18 protein-coding genes are annotated in these 18,470 nt (G+C 60.9%); 6 read left to right on the top strand and 12 right to left on the bottom strand.

Going from position 1 to position 18,470, the window contains the following annotated elements; all coding sequences use genetic code 11:
• The first annotated feature begins 53 nt into the window (after nt 1-53).
• Nucleotides 54-440 (top strand): hypothetical protein, encoded by a 387-nt coding sequence (locus TSACC_RS02920; protein WP_075077900.1) that lies wholly within the window; start codon nt 54-56, stop codon nt 438-440.
• A gap of 33 nt (nt 441-473) precedes the next feature.
• Nucleotides 474-686 carry a hypothetical protein gene (locus TSACC_RS21595; RefSeq protein ID WP_153811220.1) on the top strand — a complete coding sequence of 71 codons (213 nt, stop codon included), beginning with the start codon at nt 474-476 and terminating at the stop codon, nt 684-686.
• On the opposite strand, the gene TSACC_RS02910 is transcribed toward TSACC_RS21595, so the two are convergent.
• The 3 genes from TSACC_RS02910 to TSACC_RS02900 all read right to left on the bottom strand — a co-directional run bounded on the left by TSACC_RS02910 (nt 683) and on the right by TSACC_RS02900 (nt 3,020).
• Nucleotides 683-1,489: an Hsp33 family molecular chaperone HslO gene (locus TSACC_RS02910; protein WP_075077898.1), complete on the bottom strand. Its 807-nt coding sequence runs from the start codon at nt 1,487-1,489 to the stop codon at nt 683-685. The two genes, TSACC_RS21595 and TSACC_RS02910, sit on opposite strands and share 4 nt — an antisense overlap.
• A 46-nt stretch (nt 1,490-1,535) precedes the next feature.
• Entirely contained in the window at nt 1,536-2,318 is a 783-nt protein-coding gene (locus tag TSACC_RS02905) for a TerC family protein (RefSeq protein ID WP_075077897.1), read from the bottom strand.
• Nucleotides 2,319-2,420: 102 nt separating this feature from the next.
• Nucleotides 2,421-3,020: a DUF4339 domain-containing protein gene (locus TSACC_RS02900; protein WP_075077896.1), complete on the bottom strand. Its 600-nt coding sequence runs from the start codon at nt 3,018-3,020 to the stop codon at nt 2,421-2,423.
• Here TSACC_RS02900 and TSACC_RS02895 point away from each other — a divergent pair.
• The 4 genes from TSACC_RS02895 (at nt 3,006) to TSACC_RS02880 (ending at nt 5,923) form a co-directional block, all read left to right on the top strand.
• Nucleotides 3,006-3,605 (top strand): 8-oxo-dGTP diphosphatase, encoded by a 600-nt coding sequence (locus TSACC_RS02895; protein ID WP_237763892.1) that lies wholly within the window; start codon nt 3,006-3,008, stop codon nt 3,603-3,605. The genes TSACC_RS02900 and TSACC_RS02895 overlap by 15 nt on opposite strands.
• Before the next feature lie 124 nt (nt 3,606-3,729).
• On the top strand, nt 3,730-4,377 hold the full coding sequence (locus tag TSACC_RS02890) for a 5-oxoprolinase subunit B family protein (protein ID WP_075080555.1): 648 nt from the start codon (nt 3,730-3,732) through the stop codon (nt 4,375-4,377).
• Complete coding sequence (locus TSACC_RS02885; RefSeq protein ID WP_075077894.1) at nt 4,374-5,228, top strand: 5-oxoprolinase subunit C family protein; 855 nt, start codon at nt 4,374-4,376, stop codon at nt 5,226-5,228. Before TSACC_RS02890 ends, TSACC_RS02885 begins: the two co-directional genes overlap by 4 nt.
• Nucleotides 5,225-5,923: a 5-oxoprolinase subunit PxpA gene (locus tag TSACC_RS02880; protein ID WP_075077893.1), complete on the top strand. Its 699-nt coding sequence runs from the start codon at nt 5,225-5,227 to the stop codon at nt 5,921-5,923. The genes TSACC_RS02885 and TSACC_RS02880 overlap by 4 nt, the downstream gene beginning before the upstream one ends.
• A 1-nt stretch (nt 5,924) precedes the next feature.
• On the opposite strand, the gene ilvB is transcribed toward TSACC_RS02880, so the two are convergent.
• The 9 genes from ilvB to TSACC_RS02835 all read right to left on the bottom strand — a co-directional run bounded on the left by ilvB (nt 5,925) and on the right by TSACC_RS02835 (nt 18,429).
• A complete protein-coding gene (ilvB, locus tag TSACC_RS02875) occupies nt 5,925-7,697 on the bottom strand; it encodes a biosynthetic-type acetolactate synthase large subunit (protein ID WP_075077892.1) in 1,773 nt (590 codons plus the stop codon).
• 144 nt (nt 7,698-7,841) lie between these two features.
• A complete protein-coding gene (locus TSACC_RS22600; RefSeq protein ID WP_075077891.1) occupies nt 7,842-8,447 on the bottom strand; it encodes a type II secretion system protein in 606 nt (201 codons plus the stop codon).
• A 60-nt stretch (nt 8,448-8,507) separates the two neighbouring features.
• Complete coding sequence (glgB, locus tag TSACC_RS02865; RefSeq protein ID WP_075077890.1) at nt 8,508-10,706, bottom strand: 1,4-alpha-glucan branching protein GlgB; 2,199 nt, start codon at nt 10,704-10,706, stop codon at nt 8,508-8,510.
• A gap of 200 nt (nt 10,707-10,906) precedes the next feature.
• Nucleotides 10,907-12,034 (bottom strand): citrate synthase, encoded by a 1,128-nt coding sequence (locus tag TSACC_RS02860; RefSeq protein ID WP_075077889.1) that lies wholly within the window; start codon nt 12,032-12,034, stop codon nt 10,907-10,909.
• Nucleotides 12,035-12,278: 244 nt separating this feature from the next.
• Nucleotides 12,279-13,175 (bottom strand): succinate--CoA ligase subunit alpha, encoded by an 897-nt coding sequence (gene sucD / locus TSACC_RS02855; RefSeq protein WP_075077888.1) that lies wholly within the window; start codon nt 13,173-13,175, stop codon nt 12,279-12,281.
• Nucleotides 13,176-13,184: 9 nt separating this feature from the next.
• Nucleotides 13,185-13,574 carry a VOC family protein gene (locus TSACC_RS02850; RefSeq protein WP_075077887.1) on the bottom strand — a complete coding sequence of 130 codons (390 nt, stop codon included), beginning with the start codon at nt 13,572-13,574 and terminating at the stop codon, nt 13,185-13,187.
• A gap of 9 nt (nt 13,575-13,583) precedes the next feature.
• Nucleotides 13,584-14,771, bottom strand: a complete 1,188-nt coding sequence (gene sucC, locus TSACC_RS02845; protein WP_075077886.1) for an ADP-forming succinate--CoA ligase subunit beta — start codon at nt 14,769-14,771, stop codon at nt 13,584-13,586.
• 111 nt (nt 14,772-14,882) lie between these two features.
• Nucleotides 14,883-17,834 carry a protein kinase domain-containing protein gene (locus TSACC_RS02840; protein WP_075077885.1) on the bottom strand — a complete coding sequence of 984 codons (2,952 nt, stop codon included), beginning with the start codon at nt 17,832-17,834 and terminating at the stop codon, nt 14,883-14,885.
• A 52-nt stretch (nt 17,835-17,886) separates the two neighbouring features.
• A complete protein-coding gene (locus TSACC_RS02835; protein ID WP_075077884.1) occupies nt 17,887-18,429 on the bottom strand; it encodes an SH3 domain-containing protein in 543 nt (180 codons plus the stop codon).
• Nucleotides 18,430-18,470 lie beyond the last annotated feature (41 nt).

Here is an 18,470-nt window from a genome sequence, read left to right as displayed (position 1 = left end):
TTTTGCAACTCCTCCCACCCGCGAGGAAAACCGGATTCGTTAACGGAGGGAATATGTCAAAAGAGAAAAAGAAGGAAAAATCCCCGGAGCCCAAAAAGGCTAAACCAAAGAAGGCAATCATCACGGCGACTCCCGCACCGGTAGAACCGGCGGCAGCACTGCCAAAGGCTGAAGCCACGCCCGTTGTCGTCGCGGAGGAATCCCCCAAGCCCAAGGCTCGCGCCAAACGCCCCGCTGCGCCCCGCCCCAAGAAAGAGGCCGCCCCGGTCGAGGTCGTCATCTCGGTCGAGGAGATCAGCCTCCGGGCTTACTTCATCTCCGAACGCCGCCGCCACCATGGCTGGCCGGGAGACGAACACTCCGACTGGGTCGAAGCCGAGCGCCAGGTCCGGGAGGAAAAGGCCAGACCAGCGAAGAAAAAGACGGTCAAAAAAACATGAAAACGCGTTTTCCCGCGTTATAATACGAACGTCATGAAGAACTTCCTCACTACTCTCGCCGCATCGGTCGCCCTCGTCGCCTTCGCAGGCGGTTGCGCCAGCAAGCCTGAGCCGGCCCCGGCAGGCAAGGGTGTCTGTCCCGCCAAGGGCGCTTCGTGCTGCGTCTCCAAGACCCAGTGCAAGACCAAGGCCCAGCAGTGCCCTGTCCAGTCGTCGCAGTGCCCGACCAAGAAGTCGTCCAACTAACCAGACGACTTCTCCGTCGCGATCCGGGCCTCGAGAGATTCCCGCGTGATCGTGTGCCTCGCGCCGCAACGCGGGCAGCTCACGCGGATCGTTTCCTCGCCCTGAAATAAATCCTCGGGCTGGTGCCGCATAACCGGCGCCAGCATCGCGAGCATGCGGTCCTGGTTGCAGCCGCAGGCAAAACGGTAGTACCGCTGCTCGAGCAACCGTAGCTCCACATCCTTGTCGAGCGTCTTTACCGCCTCTGCATCGAGGCCCTTGAGCCACTCGATATCGCAATCGGGCTGGGCCGCGATGAGGACAAACTCCTCCTCGTCGTACGGAAAGATCCGTACCACACGCTGCTCGCTCTGCTCATAGAATTTTTCCATCGCCCGGAAAAAGCTGCCACCTTCAAACTCCACCACGCTGCGCCGCTGCGGCTGGTCCTCGGTCACGACATCGGCGTAGAAAAGATTTTTGTCCGTCTCCCGGACGTTCTCCGTGAAGATGTTGCCCACCACGGTGCCGAGACGATTGTCGCCGGAGACAAAGACATTGGCCAGTGGATGCTGGAAGTTCACCGTCCAAGCCACCGTCTCCTTCCAGGGACGCGAGGCGCAATGCAGCGTCACCGCGGCGAGGGCCTCGCGCAGGAGATCGTCCATGACGGGCTCCAGGCGGATACCCGCATCCATCTGGTGCAGGTAAAGGCTGGCATACAACTCGCCAAAATCCGCCCGCGCGACCAGCGCGTTGCGAACCCGGGCAAAATATGTCCTGACTTCGATCCCGCGATCCTGATCTTCGGAAACTTCGCTCATCTTCCTATCTTAGCCCAAATCCCGGCCTCTGCATGCAAAACCCTCCTTACTCGGAGATCTGCTGGTGCAGCTTGACCGGCTTTTCCTTGCCCCGGCCCATGCGGATGTTGAGAAATTCCACGAAGACAGAGAAGCCCATGGCAAAGTAAATGTAGCCCTTCGGCACATGCTGGCCGCATCCGTCTGCGATCAAGGCCACGCCAATGAGCAGGAGGAAGCTGAGCGCCAGCATCTTGATCGTCGGGTGGCGGTCCACGAAATCACTGATCGGCCCGGAGCAGAACATCATGAAGATCACCGCCACGATCACTGCCGCGATCATGATCGGGATGTTATTGACCATTCCCACCGCCGTGATGACGGAATCCAGCGAGAAGACGATGTCGATCAGGACGATCTGGACGATGGTGGTCGAGAAGGCCGCCGCAGCCCGGCCGACAGAGTGCTCCTCCTCGGCTCCCTCAAGCTTGGCATGGATTTCGTGCGTGCTCTTCCAGACCAGGAACAAACCACCGAGGACCAGGATGAGATCACGCCCGGTCACGCCATGCCCGAATACCTCAAAGAGCGGCTTCACCAGCGTTGCCATCCAGGAAATGGACAAAAGCAGCAGCACGCGGGTGATCATCGCCAGCGAAAGGCCGATGAGACGCGCCTTGGCCTGCTGGTGCTTCGGCAGCTTCGAGGCCAGGATGGAGATGAAGATGATGTTGTCGATGCCGAGCACGACCTCGAGAACGCAGAGGGTGACAAAGGCAATCGCGAGTTCCGCAGGGGAACCTCCGGTGGAAATCGCAGCAGCGGCCAGAATCGGCAGGAAAGCAATCATGTGAGCGACGCCTTCTACTATGGCTCCCGGCCTTTGGGAAGCGCAACACTCCGGAGAATGTGACAGAAGATACGCCAGCCCCGACCCTGTGCGCGGCTCGCGTCAGCTCGCTTGATTTGGGGCCGCCGGGAAACCGGCTCGACCTGTCACGATGACTCGCCCGAGAGCTTCCTCAAGCTGGGGTGCGATGGCGGGATCGACCTGCCGTATCCGCTCATTGCCATCGGCGAGATCCACGATAAGGAGCGAACGCCCCCCTCCCAGTCCGGCATACATCAGCCGTAAACACCAGATCACCAAGCCGAGAAGGACCAGCCCCCAGATGATCCATTCCGTATGGTTCTGGCGCGGGATCGGCACAAAGGCGACGCAGACGGCGAACACACCGACCAGGACCGCCCCGATGACGGGTTTGACCCGGCGGTTTCTTTGTCTCTGCACGGACGCTCGTAAAATCAAGGGAGCCAGAAGGCTCACTCCGTCCAGCTCCAAGCGATCGGCGAAAACTCGCACTCCATCACATTCGAAATCAGGCGGCTCCTCTTCCTCAAACAACGAAGACAGCGGCTGCCAGTCTTCCAAACCTTCCCACCAGACGAGATCCTCGGAGGTAAAAGTCCCCTGCTCCACGTGACCCTCGAGTTCCTCCGTGGTGTACGGCCCCCATTTTTCCCCGTTTTTTAGCACATGGATCGTGCTCATTACGGTGAGCTAACACTAACAATTCGTGAAATTTATGACAAGAAATTCCCGCCATTGTCACCAGCGGCGGCTCTCCGTATGGTGACCGGCACAATGAATGTGGACTGGACGACCTGGGAGCCAAAGGAACGGGCAACATTGCTTTTTGTCATCAAGGACGGCCAGATCCTGCTGATTCGCAAAAAGCGGGGCCTTGGCGCTGGAAAGATCAACGGTCCCGGAGGCCGGCTGGAACCCGGCGAAACACCCGAGGAAGCCGCCGTGCGAGAGACCATCGAGGAACTCCGTATCACTCCGCTCTCCCCGGAATGGCGGGGCCGACTGCATTTTCAGTTCCTCGACGGCTATAGCCTCACCTGCAGCGTATTCGTCTCTCCCGACTACCGGGGCATCCCGATGGAAACACCAGAGGCTCTGCCGATCTGGACTCCGCTCGACGCCATTCCCTATGATGAGATGTGGGCAGACGACGCCCATTGGCTGCCCGGAGTGATCGCGGGAGGGGAATTCGAGGGATACTTCGTTTTTGACGGGGAGAATATGCTCTCCCACGACGTTCGCTGGCTGAAAAATCCCCCTCTATAGAAAATTTCGAGAATTTCCCTTGCGTGTTGGGAGCGATTGCATACTTTGGAAACTGTTCTGGGGGGAACAACAGGCCACCGTGGCATTCGTCGCGGTGGCCTGTATCTTTTTAGGGATTTACCCCATGGACCACGTCGCCATCGAGCATTGGGGGCCTTCGGCCCTCATCGTACGCTTCGCCAGCTCCGCCACTCTCCTCTCTCTGGAGCGTTGCCGCGGCTTGCTTGCCTCATTGAATGCGGCCGGATTTCCAGACGGGACAGAGTTCGTGCCCGGCTACGGAGAGATTTTGATCGATCTTCCGGGTGTAGACTTTCTTTCCTCGGGCAAGCACCTCGCCAGGGAAGCCGTCTCGAAAGCTCGTCCCATTCCCGGAGAGGGTGCGCGGTTGCACCGGCTCCCAATGAGCTACGACGGCCCCGACTTGGGGGAATTCGCCCATCGCACAGGCCTGTGCGAGGCAGAGGTAATCGAGATCCACTCCGCTCCGACCTATGATGTGTTTCTGGTGGGTTTCGCTCCAGGCTTTGCGTATCTCGGACCGCTCGACCCGCGCCTGCATCTGGCACGCCGGGAGACTCCCCGCCTTCGGGTTGAAGCAGGCAGCATCGGCATCGGCGGCACCCACACGGGCCTCTACAGTATCGCCTCGCCCGGTGGCTGGTGGCTGCTGGGAAGGACGCCGGAAGCTCTTTTTGATCCGACACGTGACAACGCAACGGCTTTCCGCTTCGCCCTGGGTGACAGAGTAAAGTTCGAACCCGTCTCATGAGTACGCCGGCCTTGGAAATTCTCGAGGCTCCGGCCGCCAGCATACAGGATGCAGGCCGCAAGGGATGGCGCTCTTTCGGAGTACCTTCAAGCGGAGCGATGGATCAGGAATCCCTGCGCCAGGCCAACCGGCTGGTGGGAAATCGCGATGAATCTCCCGTGCTGGAAATCGCCTTCGGGCGTGCAATATTTCGCGCCCTTGCCAGCGTCACCATAGCCCTGACTGGCGCCGATGCCTCAGCGAGCCACCCCCTATGGAGAACCCTGCGCCTCACCCCAGGGGAGAGCGTACACCTCCGAGGCGCGAAGAGTGGGTTGTGGTGCTATGTTGCCCTCGAGGGCGAAATGGACGCGCCGCATTTCCTGGGCAGCGCAAGCGTCTATCAACGGGCGGGCATTGGCCGGATGCTGCGCCCCGGCGACATCATACGACGCTCCCGCGATTTTCGGACCAATACGATCGCCGGCCGTTTCCTCTCTCCAGAAGCCATTCCCGACTGGAGACACCCCGCTAATATCGAGATCTGGCCCGGGCCGGAATGGGAGGCTTTCCCCGAATCTTCGCGCACCCGCCTTCTGGAAGGGGACTGGGAAGTTTCCGCCCAGAGTGATCGCACAGGATATCGTCTCCAAGGGGCATCTCTCCCCGGCGGTCCCCCAGGCATCCTGAGCGGTCCCGTCCTGACCGGGACCATCCAGGTCCCCCCAAGCGGACAACCGATCATCCTCATGCGGGACGGACCCACCGTGGGCGGTTATGCCCGGCTGGCTTCCGTCTCGCCTCCCGATCTCGACCGTCTCGCCCAGTGCGCGCCCGGCACCCGTTTTCAGTTTCAACTCGGCTCACCATGAAAGACATCAATTGCGATCTCGGCGAAGGCGAATCCGCCGCCCGGACCCGCGCCTTGCTCCACTATGCCACCTCGGCCAATATCGCCTGCGGCGGCCACGCAGGCGACCTCGCCTCCATGGATCGCTGCCTGCGGCTCTGTGCCGGGATGAAGGTCCATCCGGGGGCGCACCCCGGATATTTTGACCGGGTAAATTTTGGGCGAAAGGAACTCCCCATCTCCCCTCGCGAGTTAACCAGCCTGCTCTCCCAGCAGATTGGCTCGCTGCAACTCATCGCCACGAGCCTGCGTATCCGGCTCCGCCACATAAAGCTCCATGGAGCGCTCTACCACCAGGTCGACCGAAGCGCGGAGCTAACAAAAGCGTACCTGGATTTTGTCGCGGCATTCTGTCCGGGACTACGGATCATCGCGCTCCATGGCGCAAGGGTTCACCGCGAGGCGCTGCGGCGGGGAATGACGACCTGGGGGGAGGCTTTCGCTGAACGCCGCTACCGGGATGACGGCACATTGGTTCCTCGCACCGAGGCAGGGGCAGTGCTGGAAGACCCGGAGGAGATTCGCAGCCAGCTGGCGCGATTGGTCAGCCTGAACATGGCGGACACCATTTGCGTGCACTCGGACTCTCCGCAGGCCACGCGAACTTTAAGGATCGTCGCCGGGGCGCTCGGCCCCGGCGGACGAAAGAAACGATAACCTACTCGGTGATGATGTCCTTGTAGGTGGCACCGGCCGGGATCATCGGCAGCACGTGCTCGGTGTAGGGAGTCATTACGTCGAGGACGTAGGCTTCCTTGGAGTCGAGCATGCGCTGGACAGCGGCGCGGAGGTCCTTCTTGTGAAGCACGCGCTCGCACTTCACGCCGAAGCCCTTGCAGATCTCGACGTAGTCGGGGTAGATGCGCTTCAGATCACGCGGATCACCGAGGAAGGTGTGGCCACGATTGCTCGAGTAGAAGCGATCCTCCCACTGCACCACCATGCCGAGGTGCTGGTTGTTGAGGATGATGGCCTTGGCGGCGATGCCCTCGATGTGCGCGGTGGCAAGCTCCTGCACGTTCATCAGGAACGAACCGTCGCCATCGATGTCGATGACTTCCTTGTGCGGCAAAGCCACCTTCGCGCCGAGAGCGGCCGGGTAGCCGAAGCCCATCGAACCGAGACCGGCGGAGCTCACAAAGGTGCGCGGCTCGCTGTAGTTGTAGAACTGGCCCGCCCACATCTGGTGCTGACCCACGCCCGTGGTGATCACGGCCTCGCCCTTGGTCAGCTCGTTGAGGAGCTTGATCACGTGCTGGGGCTGGATCGCGTCAGGCGTGTCGTTGTAGGAAAGCGGGTGCTTCTTCTTCCAGCCATCGATCAGCTTGTACCACTCGGGGTAGCGGGTGAAGGACTTGGCGCGCTTCAGGCCCTGCTTGTCGAGGATTCCGTTGGCGCGGGAGAGAGCATACTTCAGGTCGCTCAGGATCGGCAGACGGACGAGCTTGTTCTTGTTCAGCTCGGAGTTGTCGATGTCGATGTGGATGATCGTGCCGTGCTCGCAGAATTTCTCCACCTTGCCCGTCACGCGGTCGTCGAAACGCACGCCGATGGCGATGAGGAGGTCTGCTTCGTTGGCGGCATTGTTGGCATACACGGTGCCATGCATGCCGAGCCACTTGAGCGAAAGCGGATGAGTCTCCGGGAACGAGCCGATGCCCATGAGCGTGGTCGTCACCGGGATCTGGGTGCGCTCGGCGAACTCAAGGAGTTCCTTCGAGGCTTCGCCGGTGATCACACCGCCACCGCAGTAGATCACGGGCTTCTTGGCGCTCTGGATCAGGCCGATCATCTCGTTGATGGCCACGTCATCAGCCTTCACCACGGGATTGTAGCCACGCAGCGACACTTCCTTCGGGTAGATGGGCTGGGCGCGCTGGTTCTGGATGTTTTTCGGAATGTCGATGAGCACCGGGCCGGGACGTCCGCTCTGGGCGATGTGAAACGCCTCCTTCACGATACGCGGGATGTCATTGATGTCCCACACGAGGTAGCTGTGCTTCACGATCGGAAGGGTAAGGCCGAACATGTCGGTCTCCTGGAAAGCTCCACGGCCAATCATGTCCTGGTTCACCTGACCCGTGATGGCCACGAGTGGCACCGAGTCCATGTAGGCATCAGCGATGCCTGTGATGAGGTTCGTCGCGCCCGGGCCGGAGGTGGCCATACAGACGCCGGCCTTGCCCGTCACGCGGGCATACCCCTCGGCGGCAAACACACCACCCTGCTCATGGCGGGGTAGTATCACGCGGATCTTCTTGGACTTGGTCAGCGCCTGATGGATCGGCATGGACGCTCCACCGGGATAGGCAAAAATGACGTCGACCCCCTCGCGCTCCAGGCAATTTACAAGAATGCTGGCCCCGTCAGTGAGTTGACCACGATCCGGCGCGGCCTTCGGGGATTTCGAGGAGGTTTTCTTTGTCTTCATGAGATTTGACGTGAACCGGATACTTTAACGAGCCATTTGGCAATTACCAGAGCAAAAACGGCCCCGTTACGAGGGCCGCTGAAAAAGAAAAAGCCCCGCATCGCTGCGGGGCTTTTTGAGGTCGATGAGATCTAAACCGTTCCGTTAGTTGCTCGGCACCGCGATGGTGTTCGTGAACATTCCGACGAGGTTCGTGTTGCCGGCCTGACGGGGCTGAAGGATGATGCCGTCACCCGCCTTGCGGAACACAACGAATCCCTTGTTACCGTAGGGCTTGGCCGTGGCGATCGGAGCCGTGCCGCCCGAGGCGCTGTTGGTGAAGTTCGCCGTGGAAAGGAAAACCGTGGAGCCGTCGCTGTTCTCCGACACATTGTAAAGGAGGAGCGCGCTCTTCGTCGGGGCATTGCTCGCAGAAGGAACCGGAACGATGATACCCGGAGCGGAGAGGAGCTTCGCCAGATCGCTGGAGGTCAGGTAATTGCCTCCGACGAGATTCGTCGTCCAGCCAGCCCAAGTTCCACCCGTGTCGCCGGGCCAACCGAGGTTGGTGTCACCAGTCGTGGTGGCGTCGAGAGCCATCTGCTGGGTGGCAAGGTGAAGCTGCTTCATGTTGCTCAGGGTCTGGGTCATCTGGCCCTTGGTCAGGGCGCTGGTGATGGCCGGCAGAGCGAGGGCTGCAAGAATACCAATGATCGAGATAACCACGAGGAGCTCGATCAACGTGAACGCGGAGGAACGGAGTCGTTTCATTGGGGTGATGCCTAATGCTCACCCCAACCATCCGATTTGTCAATGGTTTCCCGAGGGAAATCAGCCCTTGTACTTGAAGGCAACGACACCCAGCGGAGGGAGGTCGATCGCGATGGAGCGCGGCTTGCCCTGCCACGCCCATTCCTCCGACTGCCGTCCCCCATAGTTGCCAACATTGCCACCCCCATAGGTTTCCGCATCGGTATTAAGGATCTCCTCGTACCAGCCGGCACTATTGACCCCCACGCGATAGGCTCCGCGCACCACCGGCGTGGCATTAATGACAAAGACGATCTCGCTGCCATCGCGGGCCTTGCGGATGAACGACCACACGGTGTTGTCCGCATCATTGAAGTCGATCCACTCAAATCCCGCATAGCTATCATCCTGGTCGGAGAGGGCCGGCTCATTTTGGTAGAGCCAGTTCATATGCTGGATCAGGCGGCGCAATCCGTCGTGAAGCGAGAAATTCGTCAGGTGCCAGTCGAGGCTGCGCGCATGCGACCACTCGGCCCATTGCCCAAACTCCATGCCCTGGAAGATGAGCTTCTTGCCCGGGTGTCCCCACATCCAGGCAAGGAACATGCGCACGTTGGCAAACTTCTGCCACATGTCACCCGGCATCTTGTTGAGGAGCGACCCCTTGCCATGCACCACCTCGTCGTGACTCAGCACGAGGATGAAATGCTCATGGAAGGCGTAGAGCATGGAAAAGGTAATATCCCCCTGGTGGAAACGCCGGTGGATCGGATCGCGCGCGATATAGCGCAGGCTGTCGTTCATCCAGCCCATGTTCCACTTGAATCCAAAGCCCAGCCCGCCCTCCCAGGTCGGCTTGGAGACGCCGGGCCAGGAGGTGGATTCCTCGGCGATGGTGATCACTCCGGGGAAACGCTCGTAGGCGATGGAATTGAAATGTTGGAGGAAGCTGATCGCCTCGAGGTTCTCGCGACCACCATGGCGGTTGGGCACCCATTCGCCGGGCTTGCGGGAATAGTCGAGGTACAACATCGAGGCCACCGCATCCACGCGCAACCCGTCGAGATGATACTCGTCGAGCCAGAAGAGGGCGTTGCCGATGAGGAAATTTTTCACCTCATTGCGACCGTAGTTGAAAATGAGCGTGCCCCAGTCCATGTGCTCGCCGAGACGCGGGTCTTCATGCTCATAGAGGCAGGTACCATCGTAACGGGCGAGACCATGCGCGTCCTTGGGAAAATGGCCCGGCACCCAGTCGAGGATGACGCCGATTCCCGCCTGGTGGCAGCGGTCGACGAAGTTGCGAAACTCGTCCGGATTTCCAAACCGGCTGCTGGGCGCATAATAGTTCACCACCTGATAACCCCACGAGCCATCAAAGGGGTGCTCCATCACGGGCATGAGTTCGATGTGGGTAAAGCCCATCTCCTTCACGTAGGGAATCAGACGGTCACCGAGCTCGATATAGCTAAGATAGCGATTCCCATCCTCCGGGATGCGCTGCCACGAGCCGAGATGCACCTCGTAGATGCTCATCGGGGTGTTATAAACATCCTTCTTCGGGCGCTGCTCCATCCACTCGGAGTCGCTCCAGGAGTAGCGGTTGATGTCGTACACCATGCAGCCCGTTTCCGTGCCGTGCTGGGCAAAGGTCGCAAACGGGTCGGTCTTCAAAAACACCTCACCCTGCGGCCCGCGAATCTCAAACTTGTAATGGGCGCCCTCCTGCACGTTGGGCAGGAAGATCTCCCAGATGCCGGATGGCACGAGCTTGCGCATGGGATGCACACGGCCATCCCAATTGTTAAAGTCACCCACCACACTGACGCGCTGGGCATTCGGCGCCCAGACGGCGAAATGCGTGCCGCGCACTCCGCCGAGCTCCATGATGTGCGCACCGAGCTTGCGATAGACCTCGTAGTGCGTGCCTTCGTTGAAGAGATAGATGTCCATCTCCCCGAGCACTGGCCCAAAGGAATAGACGTCCCGCTCCCGCCACGTCACCCCGGCGTAGCTCTTCATCTCCAGGAAATAATCGAACGGCCCATCGACTCCACGCAGGACGGATTCAAAGAACCCGCAGTCGTGTACCTTTTGCAGCGGGAAGCGTCGCGACGAATCCTGCGCATCCACCACCACGACCTCAGCAGCATCGGGACGCAGTACGCGGGCAAACCAACTGCCTTGCAACTCCCGGATGCCGAGAACCTTGAACGGGTCGCAATGACGAGCCTCGATCAGGGGGTAGAAATCATCGTCCGAAAGCGTCGAAGGATTCATGCCCCCACTCTATGGACCCGGCGCGAAAGTCCAAGGCCGAAAATGCCTTATGAGAGGGTCAGGCAACCCCCGGGGATTGAGGTCAAATTCCCAGCCATCCAGTCTGCCATGTATCGAAAGCCTCTCTCCGAAACAAAGAAAAGGCGGCACCGGCTTTCGCCGCGTGCCGCCTTGGGAACTCCCTAAACTCGAGAAAACGCCTAGCGCTGCTCGATGGGGACAAACTGCTTGCCCACCGCCGGTCCGACGTACTCGCTGAGTGGACGATAGAGACGATTGTCCGCGAGCTGCTCGAGGACGTGAGCCGTCCAGCCGCTCGTGCGGGCGATGGCAAAGATCGGGGTAAACATATCGGTCGGGATGCCCAGGGAGTAGTAGACCGTGGCCGAGTAGAAATCGACGTTGGCATTGAGCCCCTTGCGCTCCTTCATGATCGTGGCGATGCGCTCGCTCATGCGGATCCATTTACCCTCGCCGAGCTGCTCGCAAAGCTTGATGGCCATGGCGCGGAGGTGAGGCGCGCGGGGATCGAGCACCTTGTACACGCGATGTCCGATGCCCATGATCTTCTTCTTCTGGACGAGTTGCTCCTCGACCCAGGCGTCCACCTTGTCCTCGCTGCCAATCTCGAGAAGCATCTGAATAACACCCTCGTTGGCTCCACCGTGGAGGGGGCCCTTGAGGGTGCCGATGGCGGAGGTGATCGCGGAGTAAATGTCGCTCAGGGTGGCGATGGTCACGCGGGCGCTGAAGGTCGAGGCATTCATGCCATGGTCGGCATGGAGCACGTAAGCCACGTCCAGCGTCTTGGCCGCATCTTCGCTCGGGGTCTCGCCATTGAGAAGATAGAGAAAGTGCGCCGCCTCGCCGAGATCCTTGCGCACCGGCGGCAGGTCGAGTCCCTGCCGGGAGCGATGATAATAGGCCGCAATGACGCCCATCTTTGCGGTGATGCTGATCGCGCGGCGATAGTCCGCCTTGTCGCGATCATCGCCAGTCACCTCGGTATCGTAGAGACCCAGCATGGAAGTCGCCGTGCGCATGACGTCCATCGGGTTGGCGTCCTTGGGAGCGGTTTTCAGAAAAGCCACCACGCCCTCGGGGAGATCACGCTCGGCGCGGAGACTGGCCGAGAACGCATCCAACTCCTCCTGATTGGGAAGCTCGCCGTAGAAGAGGAGATAGACGACCTCCTCGTACGTCGCTTTGCCAGCGAGCTCATTGATATTGTAGCCCGAATATATCAGCACTCCTTCCTGGCCGAGCACATCGCTGAGGCGGGTGGAGTTGGCAATAATACCTTCGAGTCCTTTGGCGGTAACGGGCATAAGCGAATTGGGTTTCTCCAACGGTATGCCCCGCTCATCCCGGTTCGCCAATCAAAACCTGCCTTCGTAACCGATTTTTCCTCAAAGTCTTCCTGATCCTTGCGAAAGGCCGAAAAGGGGGCAAAGTTATACGCTTTTTTCCCGCTCGCGGATGCCCTCCCGCACATGCTTTTCCCGTGATCCGGGAATAAAAAAAGCGCGCTCACACCGGAGTGCGAGCGCGCCGGAAAAAGACTGGCGTCGGTTATTTGCCCCAGTGGCGGATCAGCGTGTCGGCCATCTCGGCCGGGGTCGGGGAAACGGCAATACCCGCATCCTCCAGGGCCGCGATCTTGGCGGCCGCTGTGCCCTTGCCGCCGGACACGATGGCTCCAGCGTGGCCCATGCGGCGTCCCGGAGGCGCCGTGGCGCCGGCGATGAAGGCCGCGATCGGCTTCTTGCAGTATTCCTTGGCCCATGCTGCGGCTTCTTCCTCGGCCGTGCCGCCGATCTCGCCGATCATGATGATGGCCTCGGTTTCCGGGTCATCGTTGAACATCTTGAGTACGTCGGTGTGCGAGGTGCCGTTGACCGGATCGCCGCCGATGCCGACGCAGGTGCTCTGGCCGTAGCCGCGCGTGGTCAGCTGCCATACCGCCTCGTACGTAAGGGTGCCGGAACGCGAGACCACGCCCACGTTGCCCTTCTTATGAATGTAGCCGGGAGCGATGCCGATGCGGCAGCCGCCATGGGACTTCTCTCCCTCGCCGGGAGTGACGAGACCGGGACAATTCGGCCCGATGAGGCGGGTCTTGGAACCGCGCATGGCCTGCTTCACCTTCACCATGTCATTGACCGGGATGCCCTCGGTGATCGCAACCACGAGATCGAGACCGGCGTCAACGCCTTCGAGGATCGCGTCCGCAGCGAATGGCGGCGGGACGAATACCACGGAAACCGTGGCGCCCGTCTCCTTCACGGCCTGGTCGACCGTGTCAAAGATCGGAACGACGTTCGAGAAAAGCTGGCCGCCTTTACCGGGGGTGACGCCTGCGACGACTTTCGTGCCGTAGTCGAGGCTGAGCTGGGCGTGCTTGGCGCCGAAGCTGCCAGTGATGCCCTGAATGAGGATGCGCGTGTCGGGATTGACGAGGATGGCCATGGTGTGGGGTTAAGAATGGGAATGTTCCGGGTGATCCGCGGAACGCTGGTGAATGGTGATATCGTTGCCGTCGGGGTCCTTGATGCCGAAGAATCGGCAGATCGGGCTCTCCATCGGCTCAAAAGCAAAGGAAACTCCGGCTTCGCGGGTCTTGGCGACAAAGGCGTCGAGATCGTCGACCTCAAATGCCACCCCGGGTCCACTCTGGCCCGAAGGGGGCCAGGCATTGGAGATCGCAACCGTCACACCGGCGACATCGTACTCGATCCACCAGATGCCAGGCATGGTCTTGATCTCCTCCGCGCAATGAACCTTGAGTCCGAGAAAACCCTCATAGAAGGCGCGCGCACGGGCCACGTCCGTAACGGGGTATCCGATGAATGCGACTTCCTTGATCATTTTCGTGAATCAGGCAGCCTTGGCGACCGCGGCGACGACCTTCTGGGCGGCGTCGAGGATGTCGTCGCCCGTGATGAGGGCGAGGCCGCTCTCCGCGAGCGTCTTCTTGCCCGCCTCGACGTTGTTGCCTTCCAGGCGAACGACGAGCGGGATGCTGAGGCTGGTTTCGCGGGCTGCTTCCACGATGCCGTTGGCAATGATGTTGCAGTCCATGATACCGCCGAAAATGTTCACGAGGATGCCCTTCACGTTGGCATCGCCGAGGATGATGCGGAAGGCCGCGGAAACCTGGTCCTTGCTCGCGCCGCCGCCGACGTCGAGGAAGTTCGCCGGCTTGCCGCCCGCGTATTGAATGATGTCCATCGTCGCCATGGCGAGACCGGCGCCGTTGACGAGACAGGCGATGTTTCCGTCGAGTCCGATGTAATTCAGCGAGTACTCGGAAGCCGCCACCTCACGGGGGTCTTCCTCGCTCTTGTCGCGCATCGCCACGATGGCGGGCTGACGGTAAAGAGCGTTGTCGTCAAAGTTGAACTTCGCGTCGAGCGCGAGGAGCTCGCCCTTGGCCGTGATGACCAGCGGGTTGATCTCGACCATCGAGCAATCGCAGTCGATGAAGAGCTTGTAGAGATTGGCGAACAGCTTGACCGCCTGGTTGGCGAGCGGGCCGGTGAGGCCGAGCGTCGCGGCGATCTTGCGGCTCTGGAAGGGCATGAGACCGAGGGCCGGATTCACGCCCACGCGAATGATCTTCTCCGGGGTGTGCTCGGCGACGGACTCGATGTCCACGCCGCCCTCGGTGCTGGCGATGACGACCGGAGCCGAGGTGGCGCGGTCGAGGAGGATGGCGAAATACAGTTCCTTCGTGATGTCGACCGCCTCGCCGACGAAAACCTTGCCGACTTCCTTGCCCTCCGGGCCGGTCTGGTGCGTCACGAGCACCTGGCCGAGCATCTGGGAAGCGAGGTCACGAGCCTGGGCCGGGGTGTCACAAAGATGCACGCCGCCCTTGAAACCGTTTTTGAACGTCCCCTTGCCGCGTCCGCCCGCGTGGATCTGGGCCTTGACGACGATCTTTCCTCCGAGTTTCGAAGCAACGGCCTCGGCTTCATCAGGAGTAAAAGCAACCGCTCCGGGTTGGGTCGCGACGCCAAATTTGGCGAAAAGCTCACGCGCTTGGTATTCGTGGATGTTCATTCGGGTAAGAGGAAAAGAGACTCGGATTACCAGCCCCTTCCGCGGGTTGCAAGGAATGCTCTATGCGAATTTTGCACTTTTCGCATCATGGGTTGCCTAATGACTCCCTAATCACTCCAGAGAGACGCCCTTCGATCGGCACCAATCCAGTGCCTTGGCATTTCCAAGCCTTGCGGCAGCACGATACATCTCCCTGGCCTCTGAGGCGTTTTTCTCAACGCCGAAGCCGCCGTCCAGGCACATCGCGTAGAAGTACATGCAGAGAGGATTTTTCTGCTCCGCGCCTTCCTTGAATAACGCAGCTGCCTTGGCCGGATCTTTTTCGACTCCCTGCCCATTGATGTAGAGAACGCCGAGATTTCCTTGGGCGTCGAGCAGCCCGCCTGCGGAGGCCTTACTGAAGAAATCAAACGCCTTGGCGTAATCACGCTCCACCACGTTCGGAATGCCCTTGGTGTAAATATCCCCGAGGAGATTCATGGCCCGGGTGTGGTTCCTGACCGTGGCGGCGGTGGAGAGCAGTACAAAGGCCTTCTGCGGATCGCGAAGCACGCCTTTGGAGCTGTCGGGACTGAGATAACATTCCGCGAGGAAGTACATGCCGTCGGCATCCTGCCCATCAGCTGCCTTGGTGAACCACTTGGCGGCGCTGACGAAATCCGGAGCGGAGACGCCCTGCCCGCTGGCCTGCATCTGACCGGCGTAGACCATCGCCTCGGTCTGACCCTGATCCGCCGCCGCGATGAACCATTTCAACGCAGCCGATGGATCGCTCACCCTCAACATTTCCCCAAGAGCCATCTGGGCGGAACGAACTTTCAACTCCGCTGCCGTCTCAAGCGGGCCGCGTAGCGAGGCGACCTGGCTGGCCGGGATCTTTCGCGCGCGGAGACTCGCTGAAACGAGCTCGAGTTGATCGAGCGGTTTTTTCTCATCCGGGTAATTCACCGCGACCCTGGTGTAGGCGGCGAGCGCACCGGGAAAGTTGCCCTCGTGAAGCAAGGCGTCGGCCCTGGCCATGTCATCGAGATACGGCTGGTTGACCGGGATCGGCGTGGGTGTCGCGGGAACCGGCGTGGGCGTCGGCGTGGCAGAAGCGACCACTGGCTCGACAGGCTTTTCCGCCGGGGCGCCTTTGCGGGCACTGAGGAGCACACCGAGAATCGCGAGAATAACCAGGACTCCTCCCGACACTCCGAGAATGAGGATGGGCGAGGTCTTCTTCCTGCCGGGAATAGTCGCAGCCGTGGCCGGTTCCACCGACGGAGCCGGCGAAGGAATCGCAGGAGCAATGACCGGAGCGGAAGGGACCGCGGCAGTCGACCGGGCCTCGGAAAGGCGTGTGACAAACTCGGCGGCCGTGGCGAAGCCTTTCGCGGGATCAAGCGCCTGGCGCAGGGCATTGTTGCCATCCTCGGAAAGACCGGCGATGGGAACGAACGTCCCGATCGACGACCCTCCCCTCACCCCGCCCAGCATTTCAAAAGCAAGCGTGGCGACGGCGTAAACAAAGGCATTGCGAGGATTGGCCGCGAACGCGCCGGCGGCCTTCATCAGCGCGTAGGATGTCGCCACCATGGTGGCGTCGGCGGGCAGGTTTGAGGCTCCGGCCTGGCTCAGGCCGAGGAAACGCGGGTGGCAGGTCGTCCAGCCCGTCACCGGAGTGTCGACTTCCCCACCAGTGAGAGTCACCTCATGAGCCGCGATATCGGGGCAATTCAGTCCCGCCTCGGCAATGTTATCAAACGCTTCCGCCAGCGGAGCGAGCAGTCGCACCGCCTCGGGAACAGGGAGCAGGCGGCGGGTGCGCAGCAGGTCGAGCAAGGTCGGCCCGTCGACCCATTCCAGGACGATGAAGCTGTGGTAGTCCGTGCGCTCCAGCGAGAGGATTTTCTGCAAGGCCGGGGCGCGAAGGCGCTGGAGCGTCTCGATCTCCTGCTCGAGCTGGGTGAATGCCTGCGAGGTGGCGAACTTTTCCGAATGCAGGATTAGCACCGCGACAGTCTTGCCGTCCTCCAGGCTATCGGCCTTGAACAATCGACCGTGATCCGAGGCCACAGTCTCGGCGATAAGTCGGAAACGACCCGCGAGCATTTGCCCGGAGGCGAGAGTTTCCGCCTCGGCGATCGGCTCGGGCAGGACGACCGTCTCGAATGATTCCGCATCTGCACTGGTGGCGGGAGCAGTGGATGCCCCGGACTGCCGCAGGGCTGCGAGACACTCCTCGATTTCCTTGCGGAGGGCCGCTGGCGTGGCCGGGCGGTCCTCCGGGGCCTTGGCCATCATGTGTTTGAGCAGTCCAACCACAGATGGAATCTGGCCGTCGAGGGACTGAAACGGCGGGTCGCGGTGCAGGTGCTGGCTCATCACCTGGGCGAGCGAACCGCTAAAGGGGGTCTTGCCCGCGAGCATGTACCAGAGAGTCACCCCGAGGGAGTAAATATCGGAGCGAATATCGATCTCTCGCTCGTCGAGCTGCTCGGGACTGGCGAAGTGCGGAGTGCCAAGGAATCCGCCCGCCGTGAGCGTGGCAGCATCCTCGCCGTCCTCCTTGCTGGAGTTCTTCGCGAGGCCGAAATCGATCACCTTGACCGTGAACTCCGTATCATCCTCCCAGATGAGCATGAGATTCGCGGGCTTGATATCGCGATGGACGAGCCCCTGTTTCTCGGCGGCAGTGAGAGCCCGGCAGACCTGCAGGGCAATCTCCAGAGCCATCACGGGCGGCACCGCGCCCTCGCGCTTCATGAAGGCCTCGACGGTCTCGCCGTCGATGAACTCCATGGCGTAAAAGTAATTATCCTCCTCGTCACCGAGGTGAAAGACGGTCGCCACATTCGGGTGGCGCAGCGCGGCGGCAGCCCGGGCCTCCCGCAGGAACCGCTGGCGGGCGATGTCGCTGTTTAAATACGTGCCGTTGATGACCTTGAGGGCGACAAAGCAGCGCAGATTCGTGTCAAACGCCTTGTACGTGATGCCCATGGCACCGCGACCGAGTTCGAACAGCGAACCGTCCTCGCGGCGCAATACCTCGAAATGTTGAAAACGTACCGGGTCGGACATCGTGTGCTAGGCCAACACGGAATGCCCCGCGAATGGCTCAGGCACAAGAAGTTTAATACCGGAATTTTGGCTTTTCCGCCGGCGGCGTCGGAGTCGGAGCTGGCGCGGCCACGTCCTCAGGAGCGATATTCAGGTCCGGAGCCGGGGTGTGTGGCTCGGGCATCGGGATATCGTTGAGCTGTTCGCCAGTGTAGCGCGGACTGTCCGGCACGTTGCGGCGCTTCTTGCCGGGCTTGGACGAGGAGTCCGAAGAGTCTGAGTCCGTCGCGGATGGAGGAAGTGGCGGGGCTGGCACCATATTCTCATTGGCGACATATCCTGTACGGCTGTCGGAAAGTTGGACGAGGCTGAAGCCCATTTCCTGACGCAGGAGCTTCACCCGCGTCCCGGAGGGCAGCGAGGCATCCGGCCTCCCCTGCATCGGCCCGAGCCGATAAAACGGAGTGTAGTCCCGGATCATCACGTAGTCCGGAGCCGTCTGGGGGGTGAAAGTCTGGGTAGCTGCGCAGCCGGACAAGATCACGGCAACGGCGAACAGCGCCAGCCGTACGCTGGTCTGTCGCACATACGAAAAAAGGCCGCCCTCGGGAAACATCGCGGGCGACCTTAGTAACTCCCTCTCGACTAGGCAAGGAG

This window comes from Terrimicrobium sacchariphilum (assembly GCF_001613545.1).
In the GTDB taxonomy this organism is placed as follows: Bacteria; Verrucomicrobiota; Verrucomicrobiia; order Chthoniobacterales; family Terrimicrobiaceae; genus Terrimicrobium; species Terrimicrobium sacchariphilum.
The sequence above is the reverse complement of the archived record's forward strand: the minus strand, read 5'-3'. Positions and strand labels throughout refer to the sequence as shown.

Excerpts from the sequence above, each read along its gene's own strand:
- TSACC_RS02880 (WP_075077893.1), top strand. The coding sequence starts at position 5,225 with ATGAAAGACATCAATTGCGATCTCGGCGAAGGCGAATCCGCCGCCCGG.
- TSACC_RS02895 (WP_237763892.1), top strand. The coding sequence starts at position 3,006 with ATGGATCGTGCTCATTACGGTGAGCTAACACTAACAATTCGTGAAATT.
- TSACC_RS02835 (WP_075077884.1), bottom strand. The coding sequence starts at position 18,429 with ATGTTTCCCGAGGGCGGCCTTTTTTCGTATGTGCGACAGACCAGCGTA.
- TSACC_RS02885 (WP_075077894.1), top strand. The coding sequence starts at position 4,374 with ATGAGTACGCCGGCCTTGGAAATTCTCGAGGCTCCGGCCGCCAGCATA.
- sucD (WP_075077888.1), bottom strand. The coding sequence starts at position 13,175 with ATGGCCATCCTCGTCAATCCCGACACGCGCATCCTCATTCAGGGCATC.
- TSACC_RS02910 (WP_075077898.1), bottom strand. The coding sequence starts at position 1,489 with ATGAGCGAAGTTTCCGAAGATCAGGATCGCGGGATCGAAGTCAGGACA.
- TSACC_RS02860 (WP_075077889.1), bottom strand. The coding sequence starts at position 12,034 with ATGCCCGTTACCGCCAAAGGACTCGAAGGTATTATTGCCAACTCCACC.
- glgB (WP_075077890.1), bottom strand. The coding sequence starts at position 10,706 with ATGAATCCTTCGACGCTTTCGGACGATGATTTCTACCCCCTGATCGAG.
- TSACC_RS02840 (WP_075077885.1), bottom strand. The coding sequence starts at position 17,834 with ATGTCCGACCCGGTACGTTTTCAACATTTCGAGGTATTGCGCCGCGAG.
- TSACC_RS02905 (WP_075077897.1), bottom strand. The coding sequence starts at position 2,318 with ATGATTGCTTTCCTGCCGATTCTGGCCGCTGCTGCGATTTCCACCGGA.
- sucC (WP_075077886.1), bottom strand. The coding sequence starts at position 14,771 with ATGAACATCCACGAATACCAAGCGCGTGAGCTTTTCGCCAAATTTGGC.
- TSACC_RS02850 (WP_075077887.1), bottom strand. The coding sequence starts at position 13,574 with ATGATCAAGGAAGTCGCATTCATCGGATACCCCGTTACGGACGTGGCC.
- TSACC_RS22600 (WP_075077891.1), bottom strand. The coding sequence starts at position 8,447 with ATGAAACGACTCCGTTCCTCCGCGTTCACGTTGATCGAGCTCCTCGTG.
- TSACC_RS21595 (WP_153811220.1), top strand. The coding sequence starts at position 474 with ATGAAGAACTTCCTCACTACTCTCGCCGCATCGGTCGCCCTCGTCGCC.
- TSACC_RS02890 (WP_075080555.1), top strand. The coding sequence starts at position 3,730 with ATGGACCACGTCGCCATCGAGCATTGGGGGCCTTCGGCCCTCATCGTA.
- TSACC_RS02900 (WP_075077896.1), bottom strand. The coding sequence starts at position 3,020 with ATGAGCACGATCCATGTGCTAAAAAACGGGGAAAAATGGGGGCCGTAC.
- ilvB (WP_075077892.1), bottom strand. The coding sequence starts at position 7,697 with ATGAAGACAAAGAAAACCTCCTCGAAATCCCCGAAGGCCGCGCCGGAT.
- TSACC_RS02920 (WP_075077900.1), top strand. The coding sequence starts at position 54 with ATGTCAAAAGAGAAAAAGAAGGAAAAATCCCCGGAGCCCAAAAAGGCT.